The sequence below is a fragment of the Shewanella sp. YLB-07 genome, from assembly GCF_009377275.1.
The window spans coordinates 103,985-118,369 of the sequence record NZ_VOQB01000007.1 but is presented as its reverse complement, the minus strand read 5'-3'; the positions used below and the strand labels follow the sequence as shown (position 1 = coordinate 118,369).

12 protein-coding genes and 1 riboswitch are annotated in these 14,385 nt (G+C 45.7%); of the genes, 9 read left to right on the top strand and 3 right to left on the bottom strand.

What is annotated here, in order from left to right:
* Window positions 1–389: 389 nt before the first annotated feature.
* Window positions 390–2,111: an MFS transporter gene (locus FS373_RS16575; RefSeq protein ID WP_144048983.1), complete on the bottom strand. Its 1,722-nt coding sequence runs from the start codon at window positions 2,109–2,111 to the stop codon at window positions 390–392.
* A 181-nt stretch (window positions 2,112–2,292) separates the two neighbouring features.
* On the opposite strand from FS373_RS16575, the gene def reads away from it, so the two are divergent.
* Window positions 2,293–2,784 carry a peptide deformylase gene (def, locus tag FS373_RS16570; RefSeq protein WP_144046735.1) on the top strand — a complete coding sequence of 164 codons (492 nt, stop codon included), beginning with the start codon at window positions 2,293–2,295 and terminating at the stop codon, window positions 2,782–2,784.
* 29 nt (window positions 2,785–2,813) lie between these two features.
* Here the strand turns inward: def and FS373_RS16565 are convergent, their stop codons facing one another.
* Window positions 2,814–4,253 (bottom strand): sensor histidine kinase, encoded by a 1,440-nt coding sequence (locus FS373_RS16565; RefSeq protein ID WP_152829897.1) that lies wholly within the window; start codon window positions 4,251–4,253, stop codon window positions 2,814–2,816.
* A 173-nt stretch (window positions 4,254–4,426) separates the two neighbouring features.
* Between FS373_RS16565 and FS373_RS16560 the strand changes: the two genes are divergently transcribed.
* Window positions 4,427–4,957, top strand: coding sequence for a DTW domain-containing protein (locus FS373_RS16560; RefSeq protein WP_144046733.1), 531 nt, complete (start codon window positions 4,427–4,429; stop codon window positions 4,955–4,957).
* A gap of 28 nt (window positions 4,958–4,985) precedes the next feature.
* On the opposite strand, the gene trhA is transcribed toward FS373_RS16560, so the two are convergent.
* The gene (gene trhA / locus FS373_RS16555; protein ID WP_144046732.1) at window positions 4,986–5,666 is read right to left on the bottom strand and encodes a PAQR family membrane homeostasis protein TrhA; all 681 of its coding nucleotides are present in this window, start codon (window positions 5,664–5,666) and stop codon (window positions 4,986–4,988) included.
* A 507-nt stretch (window positions 5,667–6,173) separates the two neighbouring features.
* Here trhA and FS373_RS16550 point away from each other — a divergent pair.
* The 7 genes from FS373_RS16550 (at window position 6,174) to thiH (ending at window position 14,230) form a co-directional block, all read left to right on the top strand.
* Complete coding sequence (locus FS373_RS16550) at window positions 6,174–7,205, top strand: hypothetical protein (protein WP_152829896.1); 1,032 nt, start codon at window positions 6,174–6,176, stop codon at window positions 7,203–7,205.
* Between the two features lie 172 nt (window positions 7,206–7,377).
* Window positions 7,378–7,477, top strand: a riboswitch (TPP riboswitch).
* A 231-nt stretch (window positions 7,478–7,708) separates the two neighbouring features.
* A complete protein-coding gene (thiC, locus tag FS373_RS16545; protein ID WP_152829895.1) occupies window positions 7,709–9,685 on the top strand; it encodes a phosphomethylpyrimidine synthase ThiC in 1,977 nt (658 codons plus the stop codon).
* A gap of 4 nt (window positions 9,686–9,689) precedes the next feature.
* Window positions 9,690–11,267 carry a thiamine phosphate synthase gene (gene thiE / locus FS373_RS16540; RefSeq protein WP_152829894.1) on the top strand — a complete coding sequence of 526 codons (1,578 nt, stop codon included), beginning with the start codon at window positions 9,690–9,692 and terminating at the stop codon, window positions 11,265–11,267.
* Window positions 11,254–12,081 carry a HesA/MoeB/ThiF family protein gene (locus tag FS373_RS16535; RefSeq protein WP_152829893.1) on the top strand — a complete coding sequence of 276 codons (828 nt, stop codon included), beginning with the start codon at window positions 11,254–11,256 and terminating at the stop codon, window positions 12,079–12,081. The genes thiE and FS373_RS16535 overlap by 14 nt, the downstream gene beginning before the upstream one ends.
* Window positions 12,082–12,324 carry a sulfur carrier protein ThiS gene (gene thiS, locus FS373_RS16530; protein ID WP_144046729.1) on the top strand — a complete coding sequence of 81 codons (243 nt, stop codon included), beginning with the start codon at window positions 12,082–12,084 and terminating at the stop codon, window positions 12,322–12,324. It abuts the gene before it with no gap.
* A 1-nt stretch (window position 12,325) separates the two neighbouring features.
* Window positions 12,326–13,090, top strand: coding sequence for a thiazole synthase (locus FS373_RS16525; RefSeq protein ID WP_144046728.1), 765 nt, complete (start codon window positions 12,326–12,328; stop codon window positions 13,088–13,090).
* Window positions 13,091–13,114: 24 nt separating this feature from the next.
* The gene (gene thiH, locus FS373_RS16520) at window positions 13,115–14,230 is read left to right on the top strand and encodes a 2-iminoacetate synthase ThiH (RefSeq protein WP_144046727.1); all 1,116 of its coding nucleotides are present in this window, start codon (window positions 13,115–13,117) and stop codon (window positions 14,228–14,230) included.
* Window positions 14,231–14,385: the final 155 nt, after the last annotated feature.

Here is a 14,385-nt window from a genome sequence, read left to right as displayed (position 1 = left end):
GACGTCGAAAAAGCGTCTGGATTAGGAGGTGTGCAGTGTCCCACTAGCCTTATCATATTATCTCATATCATCCACAGACCATTTACAGCATCATATCCTCTTCGACTTTAACTCGCTAGTTTAAAGGGGCATAAACTGAGATCTTAGCGAGCGTCAGTAATATTTAAGCTTGATGTGTCACGATTAATTTAACGAACAGTTATGACTTGTGAAATAAATAGAGTGGTGGCTATTTATGATAAATACTTAGATTTCACTGGGGGTTTAGGTTTTCTACTAGAAGTCTAGGTTTGGCAAAGAGTCAATGATGATAAAGAAGCCCATAATTCATCAATGAATTATGGGCTTTAAAACTGAAGTCATGACAAAATTAATTTGGTACTAATCAGCTACATTACCTCTGCTTCACTCGCCACAGGCTTATTCGCCGGGTGCTTCATGACACCAAACTTGTGGAACAAGATCAGGCCTAGGGCTGTGATTAAACCGAAGGCACCTATGATGTACCACATCAGATCTGGTCTTTGTGCTTGTTTTGCCACCTCAGAATAGAGATAGCCGGACAAGGGACCCGCCAGTAGGAAGCCGATGGCAGATGATACGAAGTAGTAACCCATAAACATGGCTTTTTTGTCGTGTGGGGCAAAGCTGGCGACATATTCCTGACTTTTAGGTGAGGCTACCATCTCCCCAATAGAGAATACCAAGATAGAAGTCAGTACCATCACGCCTCCCATGATGGCGCCGTGAGCCACACCACCTAAAGCGGTGCCAAAGGCAATGATCACAGTTCCGGCGACCAGAACGGGTAAAGCCTGGAATTTCTCTGCAACGCGACTAACTAATAACTGCAAGAATACGATAGAGAGAAAGTTAAGGCCTATCATATATTCAGGGTTAATCTGGCGATATTCTGTAGACCAAGCATTCGCATAGCCTTCAGCTTGAGAAGGATCTGCGGCTATCGCATTTAACCCCAGGCTAAGTTCAGATACGGGCACCATGACTTTATAATGTACCAGGTCAAAGTAAGCGGCCTGAGCCGTGAGTTCCTGATTAACTAAAGCGGCAGACAGTCTGGTGAGCTCAGTTTGTAAGCTTGAAAGATCGACCGGAGCCAGGAAGCTGAGAAGGTTCGGATAAGACGCCATCATGGCGATAAGATCCGATGTATCGACAAAATCACGAATATAGATGGGTAGCGTGATGAATATTTGCTGATAGACCATCCAGAAACCAGACAAAATCAGCAGATAGATCACGAAGGGCTTATTACCGATAGCGATTTTTTGCTTATACCAAGGCGCGGTGAGATCTGACTTTCCCTTCAAGTTCCACAAGTAGTGTCCCGAGAACCAAGCTAGATAGACCAAGAGTGTAGTTTGTCCCGACAGCCACTTAGCGCCATAAGACATGAGGATGATCAGAGTCCCGAAGAAGAGCAGCGCGAAGCGTAAGTTACCCAGTACTTCCTGTATATCGGCGAAGACGGCCTTGAGTGGTTTGCCTTTTTGCGCATTTTGATCTGTGGGTTCCTTGTAGAAGAGTAGGGCGGGTATAAAGTTAACCGCAATCCAGAATGATGACATGATAAACACCCAGTCCCAGCTTATTGCTCGAACATAGCCTGCAATGAAGGGGCCGAGAAACCCGCCGATGTTGACCATCATGTAGAAAATTCCGAAACCTAAGCCGCGGTTGGTATCATCGGTCGTACGGGCAACGGTGCCAGTAACCACAGGTTTGAAACAGGCTGCACCGAGCGCCACGCCCATAAAGGCAATGAAGAAACCTGCGAAAGAGTCCACTTGTCCCAGAATGAAGTAACTGGGACACATGATGGCATAGGATATCAGAAACATCTTACGGTAACCGTATCGGTCAGCCAAGGCGCCTGTGATAACAGGAAATAAGTAGAGGAAGAAAGGGATCATGCCTTGGAGTAAGCCACGTTCCTGATCGCTAAAGCCTAAGCCACCTTGCTGAGAAGGCGAGGTCATGTAGAGGGATGACAGGGTAAAAAAACCATACCAGGCAAGACGTTCGAAGATCTCCATGGTGTTGGCGACGAAGAAAGTCTTGGGCAAGGGGGTTCGAGTCACTTGTGTCATACTACGTCCTGTATATTTTATACGATTCATTCATGCTATCCACATATATGCAGGAATTCAAGTTATGTGACAATAAGGTTAAAAATGAAAAGGTGACTGATGTAATTTTGACCGTTATGGAGTTGCCTTTAGCGTTTATTCGGTCATAATGGCGCCAAATTTTTCTTTATGTGATCTATCTATGGCCGTACTCGATATTTTAACTATTCCCGATGAACGTCTTAAACGCAAAGCCCGCGTAGTTGAAGATATAGACTCGGTTCAAGGTTTTATAGATGATCTGCTCGAGACCCTGTATGACACCGAAGATGGCATAGGGCTGGCGGCGACACAAGTCGGTAGTCAGCACGCCATCTTAGTCATAGATCTGTCAGAGGAAAGAGACCAGCCACAGGTGCTGATCAATCCGGAAATTATGGCAACTCAAGGTGACTTTATAGGCGAGGAGGGGTGTTTATCTATCCCTGGCTATCGCGCTAAGGTGGCCAGAAGTGAGCAAGTCACAGTCAAAGCACTGGATCGTACCGGTAAAGCGTTTGAAATAGAGACAGATACATTTTTGGCGATTGTATTACAGCACGAAATGGATCATCTGCAAGGCATAGTATTTACCGATCACCTGTCGAAACTTAAGCAGCAAATAGCACTTAAGAAAGTGAAGAAGTACGGCTGAGTAAGTTACTGCTTAAGGGTTTGCTCGACTCAGCTTGTTGATGCCTCATAGTTTTGCTCTTTCATGGCATGAAGACGCTCTATTTTTACCGTCTCCATGAGGTTTAAGGGCAAGTTAAAGCTGATACATAGCCCTCCTCTGAGATGGTTTTTGGCACTCACTTCCCCCCCCAGTAATTTAAGGCTCTGTTTAACTATTGCGAGTCCCAATCCGTATCCCCCCTGACTAGAGTGTCTGGCTTCATCCATTCTGGTGAAGGGGTTGAAGAGGTTTTCTAATTTGTCTTCCGGGATCCCGGGACCGTCGTCTTCTATATCAACGACCAGATTGCCGTCATTGATACGCGAACTAATGATAACAGTACAGGTTTCACCCGCATATTTAAGCGCATTTCTCAGTACATTATCTAAGGCTCGAATGAGAAAGTTGGCGTCAGTCTGGATATTTAAGTCGTGGGTAAACTCAGTCCAGGTGATGGTTTGCTCAGCTTTAGCTTCAAACTGGATATCTGCCAAGACTCTAGAACGAATATGGCTTAAGGCAACTGAAGCGTAGGTCAACTCTACGTAGGCATTATTGAGTCGACTGTAATCTAAAATACTATTGATAAGGGAGGCCATCTGATGATTTTCTTGCTCTAAGCGTTGTATAAATTTGTGCTGTTCAGGGCTCGCTTGCCTCGCTAAGAGGTGTAGTGCTAGCTCCTGCCTGGCTAAGGGAGTCCTGAGTTCATGGGATACATCCCTCAATAAGCGCTTCTGATTTTGCATCGATTGCTGTACTTGTTCCGCCATATGATCGAACTCTGTGGCGAGGTGATAAAATTCAGGTTCTTTAACTGAGAAATGCTGGGCGATCCTGGTGTCTAATCGACCACTGGCCAAGGCTTGTGTGCCTAATTTCAAATGTTTAAGCGGTGTAATTAAGTATCTGGTCAAAATGGAAGTGAATACCAGTAATACAGATATTCCCACCAGAACGCGAATAACCCAAAGGCTTTGGGTTAGCTTTTGAGCCGGGTGTAGCTCGGGCTTTAACTGCACCACTAGAGTCAAGGGGCCATTGAAATAGGTGGCATTAGGCAGAGGAATACCAATCAGAGGCTTTCTGACACTGTTTCCCATAGGCAGATGAAGTTGCCGCATATATTGTAATTTGAAGATGAAATGGGGATGCAATTCTGATTTTGTGATGGATTTGAGGTCTTTGTCTAACACATAAACACGGAATTCCTGATTTTGTTCCCATCTTGTTAATGCTGTTAGAGCATCATTGTTGACTAATTCGGTTGCCTGATTAGCCAAGTGAATAATTTGAGCCTGAGTAGATTGAGGCAGAGTCAATAAGCGGTTGATCACAACCCTTTCAATCCCTGTAGCGATAAGTAAAATAGCCAATAGAGATAAGGCAAAGTAACTGAATAGTTTCACTTGTAGGCCTGAGAATAGACCCGTTATTGGTATGGACATAATTCGCTATAACTGTATTTATTGGAATGAGAATTGTTATCGTTAGATTTTATCTCACAGTAGATGATTTTCCTAGTACAAGAGAGTAAATAGGTGAGCTGTCACTGCTTATACAGTTTTCGTATAATGACTTTCCTATTTTCATGCATGAATAATGATAAGAGTAAAAATAGATGAACTTGGTCTTGTTAACGCATCAAAGAGAAGTAGATCGCCCAACCAACACAGGTTTACTTGCATTAAACGCTTTTCCTCAATGGTGTAGGCGGATCATTTGGTCTAGGGTGTCTCCGGATCTAGCCTTGATAGAATTAATTCGCAGCCATAGAGCCGCGGTACTTTTTCCAAGAACTAAAGATCTATGTCTCTCAGAAGGAAGTTGTGATCCAGATGGAAAAGATGGGCCAGTGCCTATGGAAAATACTCAGGCTCAGCTCTATCTCGAGCACATGCCTGATACGCTCATTATATTAGATGCAACTTGGCAAGAGGCCCGTAAGATGATGAGGCAAAGTCCTTATCTTAAGGCTGCTGATAAGTTTGCTTTAACTGAGCAGGCGGATTCAGGCTTTACTCTGAGACGTAATCAAATAGAAGGGGGATTGTGCACCCTAGAGTGCATCATCGGCCTACTCGAGTTAAAGAATCATCATGAAGAGGCTGAGCTGTTAAAACAAGCCCTCATTGATTTTCAAGCAGGCTGACAGTCTGGATAAATCTAAATTCTACGGCTTATATCAGTGTTAAGTATACACAGAGAAAGTGACTTACCGCACCAGCGAGCACAAATAGATGCCATATTGCGTGGTTATAGGGAATGCGTTTACCAACATAGAATATCACCCCAAAACTGTAAAGTAATCCGCCCAAAATCAATAACTGAAAACCTAGAACTGTCATCGAATCGATCAGCTCACTCATCACGGTTGCGCACAGCCAGCCCATTAATAAGTAGAGGGCAACGCTCAGCTTCTTGAAACGATTAATAAACCGAGTTTTGAATAATACTCCACCGAATGCCAGGGACCAGATGGCGATGAGAATAATATTAGCCTTGGTACCATCCAGGGCGATAAGCATCAGAGGAGTATAGGTACCTGCGATTAAAAAATAAATGGCGCAATGATCTGCAATCTTAAGTCTGAGTTTCCAAACAGGAGAGGAAACCGAATGATATAAAGTTGAGCAGGAAAAAAGTAAGATAATGCTGGCACAGTAGATAACCAGCCCAAATAATTGAATGCTATCGAGTGTTTGCTGGCCTTTTATCAGAGAGAGTGCAAGCCCGATAATCCCCGCCACAATACCCAGACCATGGCTTATGCTGTTAGCCATCTCTTCTTTATGACTATAGCCGCTGCTATTAACTGAGACAGTTGATACTTGCTGGGCCAATGATTCTTCTAGTGGCATATATACCAATTCCATTAAATTTATGGTTAATTCAGAGCTCTCTCAGGGTTGTTAATTCAAGGCGCATTGTTGAGGAAATGGTTATTCCCTTTTAAGACAACACAACACAACACAACACAGAAGTAGCAGTCCTGAGAAGCTCACGTAGTGCGGCTTTAAAAACACTTTATGCTGCGCAAGTGGCTTTCGATATAGAATAACTATTAGCTTCAATCCCCTTACTTGCCTACAGCGTTTTTAACTCCCGCTGAATGACCACTTACTTAATGGAACTGATATTTAAGTTTCTCTTAAATCGTTTCGGTGGAGTCTAACAGTAAATTCAGCATAAAACCACACTTGAGCGTACACGTGTAAGCTAAGTTTTATTCGTCAAAATGAACTTTCTGTCTTATTTGTAATCTGATTTTTATTGATATTGAGTCCAGAATGAAATCCTGGTACTGACTGATTCGCTGCATTTGAAGTGAAATGAACAAACAATGATAAACCACAGGGATGATATTATTGAAAGCGTTTCGCGTAGAGGAAGTTCTACTTAATGAAAACAAGGAAGGACTGAAGGGGGTAAAGGCGGATAAGTGCGCCGTGAATCTCGATATTCAGTTTGATACCTCCTTCGAGCCTCAAGAGCTGAATCATGAGCTCAGGCCATTTATCTTATCTGCTAATGAGCATACTGATCTTGTAGTAAATAAGCGCAGGATTTCTTGGCTATGGGTGAGCGTTCTGGTCATTAGCGGTCATCTGGCCCTGGTGCTCACCTTAGATATCCTCTGGACCTCCGCTCCCTTGTTATACCCGCAAGATAAGATCTATGGCATTAAATCTGAAGCACCTCAATTAAAAGGTCCTCAATTGAAAGCCTATATGTATTATCAAGCCCCTGTGATAAAGAAAGGTCACTCTGAATTAATCGATAATAGAGTGCAGGAGCCTAATCGTGCAGCAGCTGTTTTGACAGAGAGTGACGTGTCTCAAGTTCAGCTTAAGCCGAAATCAAAGCAGGCCCCCTTTGTACAGGACCCCGTTGGAATAGAAGCTAAACAATCTCTGGCTAAGCAAGAAGATGTTTTCAAGCCAAAGAAAGCTTCTTCTATGAGTCAATCTTCCTATTTCTTCTCCCCGGAACAAGAGAACAATGACGAGAACGATAGGCTTAATATTTCAAGTTTTAGTGCCTCTACCCAAAAATACCTTTCTCGCCAGAGAGAGGCGGCTCTGGGTGAGTTTTTTGTCGAACAAGCTAATCAATATACCCGAACTAAAACGCTCAGTGAGATGGATGGTGAGATGATCATTCTCGAACTCCCTGAGATAGATACCTGGAGTGATGCTGAGACTCTAGATAGTGAGTTAGATCCAAATCGAATCGTTAAACAGGGAGATACCTGCTATCGAATCGTTAAAACCCCCAATCCAATTAATCCCCATGCCGAGAATCTTGGCTATCCATTTCGCTGTGATGGTGACTCAGTTGTGGCGGCGTTAACGCGAGCGATAGCAAAAAGAGTGCATAAAAGGCCTATTAAGTCATAATTTTAATGATGAAATAATTTAATGACTAATTAGTAACTTCAACTTAAATATTGCAAATTAAATTACATTGCCAATAAATACAAATATTTAACTTTTAAGTTGTCATGATTTTTTTAGATTTGGTATCTTTACAAAAACCTTGTTAACTTTGATGTTTTAAGATTATACTTCTCACATCTTGTCGGAGTGCCTAATTGGCTGAGACCGTTTATTCGGGATCCGTTGAACCTGATCAGGTTAAAACCTGCGAAGGAAACAAGCATGATAATGTCCATAAATCGTGTGAATTTTTGTATTCATTGAATCATGATATTTTGATTCAATAGCTGCTAATTTTAGTGCCATCGCCTCAATTTTTTGAGCCGACGATCTTGAGTCTTAGTATCTGGTTTTCAGAATAGATCCGTTTATTGTCATTATCTGTGACTTCGAGACTTCGTTCTCGTGTCTGCTATTCAACTCTCCAGGCAAGCAACTTCATTTCAATTAAAGTGAGATTGCTTATGTCAAACCGCCGCGAAACCCGAGCTCAAGCTCAAGAGTTCATCGATACCCTAAAGCCGCTACAGCACCCTAATTCTGAGAAAGTTTATCTAACCGGTAGTCGTGAAGATCTCCGTGTCGGTATGCGCCAAATTCTCCTGTCCGATACCATGGTGGGGGGGACTGAGTCGGATCCTATCTTGGAGCCCAATGCGCCGCTAAGAGTCTATGACTGCGCCGGGCCATATTCAGATCCCGATGCCGATATTAATGTCCGCAGGGGTCTGGATAAATTCAGAAATAACTGGATTGTAGAGCGTGACGACACTGAGCAACTTGTCGGTGCCAGTTCAGGATTTACTCAGCAAAGACTTGCCGACGATGGCTTAGATCACCTGAGATTCGATTCTTTGCTTCCTCCAAGAAAGGCGAAACCGGGTCAGTGTGTCACTCAGTTACATTATGCCAGACAAGGGATTATTACCCCTGAAATGGAATATATCGCCATTCGCGAAAACATGGCCCAGTCAGAGATAACCGACGAGGTATTGACCCGGAAGGCTCCGGGTGAAAGCTTCGGTGCCTCGATTTCAGAGCCTATCACCCCCGAATTTGTCAGAAGTGAGATTGCCCGAGGCCGTGCGATTATTCCGTTGAACATCAACCATCCAGAAGCTGAGCCCATGATCATAGGCCGGAATTTTCTGGTTAAGGTCAATGCTAATATCGGTAACTCGGCGGTGACTTCATCTATCGAAGAGGAAGTCGAAAAGCTGGTCTGGTCTACTCGTTGGGGCGCGGATACTGTGATGGACTTGTCCACCGGCCGTTATATACATGAAACCCGCGAGTGGATCATTCGTAACTCTCCGGTTCCTATCGGAACTGTGCCTATCTATCAGGCCTTAGAGAAGGTGAACGGTGTCGCCGAAGATCTGACCTGGGATGTGTTTAAGGACACCTTGATTGAGCAGGCTGAGCAGGGCGTCGATTACTTCACCATTCATGCCGGTGTATTACTGCGTTACGTGCCTATGACGGCAAATCGCCTGACAGGTATAGTCTCACGCGGTGGCTCCATTATGGCAAAGTGGTGTCTGTCCCATCATCAGGAAAATTTCCTCTATGAGCACTTCAGAGATATCTGTAAGCTTTGTGCCGCTTATGATGTGTCCTTATCTCTCGGGGATGGTATGCGTCCGGGCTCCATCGCCGATGCGAATGATGAGGCACAGTTTGCCGAGCTTGAAACCTTAGGCGAGTTGGTTAAGATTGCCTGGGAGTACGATGTGCAGACCATCATAGAAGGCCCTGGTCACATTCCCATGAATCTTATTAAAGAGAACATGGAAAAACAGTTAGCAGTGTGTGATGAGGCCCCTTTCTATACCTTAGGCCCACAAACGACTGATATCGCACCTGGGTACGATCACTTTACCTCTGGCATTGGGGCGGCGATGATCGCCTGGTTTGGTTGCTCCATGCTCTGTTATGTGACGCCTAAAGAGCACCTTGGATTACCAAACAAGGAAGATGTAAAGCAGGGATTAATCGCCTATAAGATTGCGGCTCATGCCGGTGATGTGGCTAAAGGACACCCGACGGCGCAAATTCGTGACAATGCCTTATCCAAGGCTCGTTTCGAGTTCCGCTGGGAAGATCAATATAACCTGGGACTGGATCCACAAACCGCCAAAGCCTATCACGATGAATCTCTGCCTCAGGAATCGGCCAAGGTGGCTCATTTCTGCTCCATGTGCGGGCCTAAGTTCTGTTCGATGAAGATCAGCCAAGAGGTGCGTGAATATGCCGCGGCCCAGAAGCTTGAAATGCAGACCAATGACGAGTTTAAGGCGAGAAGCACGGCCGATTTAAGCTCTGATATGGATAGAGAGAAGGGGATGGCCATGATGTCGGCTGAGTTTAAGGCTAAGGGTGCCGCCCTCTATCATGAAGCTGGCACGGCTAAACCTGTACTCGATGAAGTTGAGGGCTAATCTAATGGCAAATGTAGAGCCGACTTTGTCGGCTTTAAAGCCTGTTGTTTGGTCAATAGCAGGCTCTGACAGTGGCGGCGGTGCGGGCATTCAGGCGGATCTCGCCACCATGAATGATCTCGCTTGTCATGCTTGCACTGTGATCACGACATTAACGGCCCAGAGCTCAGTTGCAGTCAATTTGGTTGAGCCAGTCTCCGATGAGATGCTGTTGGCTCAACTCGATACCTTGCTACAAGACTTGCCCCCCAAAGCGATAAAGATAGGCCTGTTAGCAAATCAGCAGCAGATAGCTCTCTTGAGTCGATGGCTTGCCCTGGACCTTCATGATCACAAGAAGCGCAGTGGTACTGAAGTCGCGGTTATCTTAGATCCCGTTATGATAGCCAGTTGCGGTGACAGGTTAGATGGAGATGACAATCGACTCGATTTTTCGCCATTTAAAGGCTTACTTACGCTGATCACCCCCAATGCCGTTGAGCTTGGTGAGCTGGTGGGGCAAACCTTAGTTGGCATGTCCCAGTATCATCTTGCAGCCAAAGATTTATCGCAATTACTCGACACCAATGTGTTGGCTAAAGGTGGGGATAAAGGTCCAGCTTGGCACATCGACTCGGCCCAAGATATCTTCGTCTGTACTTGCGCCGCCGCTTGCTCTGAATTGCATCTGCAACGTAGTTTTTTGTTATCGAGTCCGCGTATCGCATCGAACAATAATCATGGTACCGGATGCACCTTAAGCTCAGCTATCGCCAGTGTGATGGCCACAGGGTTTGTGCTCCATGATGCTATTGTCGTGGCTAAAGCCTATGTGTCTGCCGGAATAAAACACAGTTATCGTGTGGGTGAGGGACCCGGGCCTTTAGCGCGCACCGCATGGCCTAGAGAACTGAGTGATTTTCCGGCGATCAGCAGCTTAGGCGACGGACCTTCTCTTCCGGTTGGGATTAAGTTTAAGAAGATAGATGAGCGGTTGGGCCTCTATCCTGTGGTGTCTGACTTGCCAGTGTTAGAAACCTTGCTCAGAGCCGGAGCTAAAACGATTCAACTTAGGATAAAGGATGAGGGTGATTCTCAGCTTGAGGATAAAATAGCGCACGCCATCGCCCTAGGCCGGGATTATCAGGCTAAGGTATTTATCAATGATTATTGGGAATTGGCGCTCAAGCATAATGCTTATGGTGTGCATCTAGGTCAGGAAGATCTCTATGATGCCGATCTTAAGCGTATTGCTGACGCACAACTTGCCCTAGGGATATCGAGTCACAGCTATTTCGAGCTCTTGCTCGCATCGCAAATCACGCCTTCCTATATCGCACTGGGTCATATCTTTCCAACGACCACTAAGGTGATGCCATCTGCGCCTCAAGGCCTGATGAAACTGCAACACTATGTGGACTTGTTTAAGGGACATTATCCCTTGGTGGCCATTGGCGGCATAGATGCCAGCCGTATAGAGACTGTTAAGAGAACCGGGGTTGATGATGTTGCAGTGGTGAGAGCGGTGACCGAATCACAGCAGCCTGGCGTCGCCTATCTAGCCTTATCCTCTGCCTGGGAGAAAGCTTATGTCCGTCAGTAATTCCGATTTTCTACGCTACTCTAGACAAATCTTATTGCCGGATGTCGGTGAAACGGGCCAGGTTAACTTGTCGCAGGCCCATGTCGCTATTGTCGGTGTTGGTGGTCTGGGGAATCTGGTGGCTCAGTATCTGGCGGCAGCCGGTGTGGGTAACTTGACACTGATAGATGATGACAAGGTTGAGTTATCAAACTTGCCCAGGCAACTGCTTTTTAGTGATAAGGATATAGGTGAGTATAAATCAGAGACTGCCGCGTATAAGCTCTCAAACGCTTATCTTGGCTGTAACGTGCAAGCCGAAACCGATAAATTAGCCGAGAATAATAGTCAGACATTACTGGTACACATGGATCTAGTCTTCGATTGCACCGATGATTTTGGCACTCGTCAGTTGATCAACTTGACCTGCCTTCGAGTTAAGGCGCCACTAATAACGGCCTCGGTGGCCAACTTTAACGGTCAGCTTTTTATGGTAGATATGGAGTCTGCTCCCGATTCGGGCTGTTATGCATGCCTGTTTCCTGAAGACACTCTCGTCAGTGAGACTTGCCAGAGTGTTGGAGTCTTAGGCCCTATGGTTGGAGTGATGGCATCCATGCAGGCGCTGCTTGGTATGAATCTACTCTTAGGGATCCCAGTGCCATCAGGAAAATTCCTCAGGTTCGATGGCCTTTCTATGCAATGGCGTGAAGCGAGATTGATTCGAGATCTTGCTTGTCATGTCTGTGGTGAACGAGTGGAACCATTCAAAAGTCAAACCAAGACTCAATCTCGGACATCTGATCCAAGCTTGAACTGTGATGGAGAGGCATAAATGAGCCCCAACATATCCGAAAATAATACCAGCGAAACATTAATCGAAGTCATGCTCAACGATGAGCAGGTTTTCTTATCGAGTGAGTCGAGCATATCAGTTTTACTTCTGCTGCAAAATATTGCCGCTAATTCTGTTGCACTGGTACGTAACGGGCAAGTATTGCCTAAGTCACGTTGGAAAGAGACCTTGTGCTGTCATGGCGATCAATTTGAAGTATTTGCCCTAGTGGCGGGAGGCTAAGATGTTAACCATTGCCGATCATCAATTTTCATCCCGACTATTTACCGGTACGGGAAAATTTTCAACATCAGCCCTCATGTTAGAGGCGATCGCGTGTTCAGGCTCTGAACTTGTCACTATGGCGATGAAGCGACTCGATCTGAAAACGGGTAGCGATGATATCTTGCAGCCCTTGTTAAGCAGTGGGGTTAAGCTCTTGCCCAATACATCAGGGGCCAGAAATGCCAAGGAAGCGGTCTTCGCGGCCGAACTTGCCAGAGAAATCTTGGATACTCCCTGGATAAAACTTGAGATCCACCCCGATCCTAAGTATCTGATGCCGGATCCTATAGAAACCTTAGAAGCGGCTAAGATCCTTTGTGATAAAGGCTTCGTTGTCTTGCCCTATGTCCATGCCGATCCGGTACTGTGCCGTCGACTCGAAGAAGTTGGCTGCGCCGCCGTGATGCCATTAGGCAGCCCTATTGGGTCTAATCAAGGTTTAGCAACAGAGACGTTTCTGAAAATGATCATCGAGCAAGCCAAGGTGCCTGTGATCGTGGATGCTGGCATTGGTGCGCCTTCTCAGGCAACACGTGTCATGGAGCTTGGCGCCGATGCTGTACTGGTCAATACTGCCATCGCCAGTAGCCGAGACCCGGCAGCCATGGGCCGCTGTTTCGCCGCTGCGGTACAGACAGGAAGGGATGCTTATCTTGCTGGCTTAGGTCATGTAAGGTCTGTTGCAAGTGAAACCAGTCCATTGACGGGATTTCTTAATGAGTAAATGTGAATTTATCGGGATATGCCCATGAGTTTCCTATCCTATCTGCAGGGGATCTCCCGCGAGAAGCTGAAATTAGCCCTCTATTCGGCCACCAGTGATGATGTAGAACGTGCCCTTAATTCGGCCGAGGGGGATCTCAATAGTCTACTCGCGCTGTTATCGCCTGCGGCAGAACCCTATATCGAACAGATGGCTCAACAGTCTGTTCGGCTGACAAGGCAGAGGTTTGGGGCAAATATAGGTATGTTTTTACCCCTATATCTGTCGAATTTATGTGCCAATGAGTGTGATTATTGTGGTTTTAGTATGAGTAATAAGCTGAAACGCAAGACATTAAATGGCCCGGAACTTGAAGCCGAGATGGCGGTGATTAAAAAACTAGGTTACGACTCCATCTTGTTAGTCTCCGGAGAGCACGAAACGAAAGTCGGCATCGATTACTTTAAACAGGTTTTACCTCAGGTTAAGAATGAGTTTAGCTACTTGGCAATGGAAGTGCAGCCATTGGCCGAGCATGAGTACGCCGAGCTGGTGGGGTTAGGTCTCGATGCCGTGATGATCTATCAAGAAACCTATAATCCCCAGACCTATGCCGAGCACCACACTCGGGGCAAGAAAAAGGATTTCGCCTATCGCTTAGATACGCCAGAGCGCGTTGCTAAAGCCGGCGTTGATAAGGTTGGACTCGGGGTCCTGTTAGGCTTAGATGATTGGCGTTTGGATGCGCTCTTGTTAGGTCATCACCTTGCTTATCTTGAGTCTAAGTACTGGCGTACCCGATACAGTGTTTCATTGCCTAGATTGAGGCCTTGTACTGGCGGGATAACCCCTAAGGTTGAGATGACCGATAAGGGCTTAGTGCAACTTATCTGTGCATTTAGGCTGTTTAATCAGCAGTTGGATATCAGTTTGTCGACTCGGGAATCACCAGAACTCAGAGATAACCTGTTTTCACTCGGGATAACCAATTTAAGTGCCGGCAGCTCGACTCAACCCGGCGGTTATGTCAATCCGGATACTCAGTTAGATCAGTTTGAGATCAGTGATGATAGAACGCCGGTTCAGGTGAGTCATGCGATGAAGCAAAGGGGATTAAATCCGGTGTGGAAAGATTGGGAGTCAGCTTGGATCGGGGGCTAGGTATATTCACGGATAAATTTAGGTTAACGATTTTTAGCGGTAAGCAAGGTGAAGAGACAAGTCTGGTCTCATCTCATCAGGGCTAGGCCTGCTTGCTGAGTAAAACAGCTAAAGACCCGTTTAATCGTGTTCAACTCAGCTTTATATAACTTCAT

Coding starts and splice junctions, on each gene's coding strand:
- thiS (WP_144046729.1), top strand. CDS start 12,082: ATGAGCCCCAACATATCCGAAAATAATACCAGCGAAACATTAATCGAA.
- def (WP_144046735.1), top strand. CDS start 2,293: ATGGCCGTACTCGATATTTTAACTATTCCCGATGAACGTCTTAAACGC.
- FS373_RS16565 (WP_152829897.1), bottom strand. CDS start 4,253: ATGTCCATACCAATAACGGGTCTATTCTCAGGCCTACAAGTGAAACTA.
- trhA (WP_144046732.1), bottom strand. CDS start 5,666: ATGCCACTAGAAGAATCATTGGCCCAGCAAGTATCAACTGTCTCAGTT.
- thiE (WP_152829894.1), top strand. CDS start 9,690: ATGGCAAATGTAGAGCCGACTTTGTCGGCTTTAAAGCCTGTTGTTTGG.
- FS373_RS16525 (WP_144046728.1), top strand. CDS start 12,326: ATGTTAACCATTGCCGATCATCAATTTTCATCCCGACTATTTACCGGT.
- thiC (WP_152829895.1), top strand. CDS start 7,709: ATGTCAAACCGCCGCGAAACCCGAGCTCAAGCTCAAGAGTTCATCGAT.
- FS373_RS16535 (WP_152829893.1), top strand. CDS start 11,254: ATGTCCGTCAGTAATTCCGATTTTCTACGCTACTCTAGACAAATCTTA.
- thiH (WP_144046727.1), top strand. CDS start 13,115: ATGAGTTTCCTATCCTATCTGCAGGGGATCTCCCGCGAGAAGCTGAAA.
- FS373_RS16575 (WP_144048983.1), bottom strand. CDS start 2,111: ATGACACAAGTGACTCGAACCCCCTTGCCCAAGACTTTCTTCGTCGCC.
- FS373_RS16560 (WP_144046733.1), top strand. CDS start 4,427: ATGAACTTGGTCTTGTTAACGCATCAAAGAGAAGTAGATCGCCCAACC.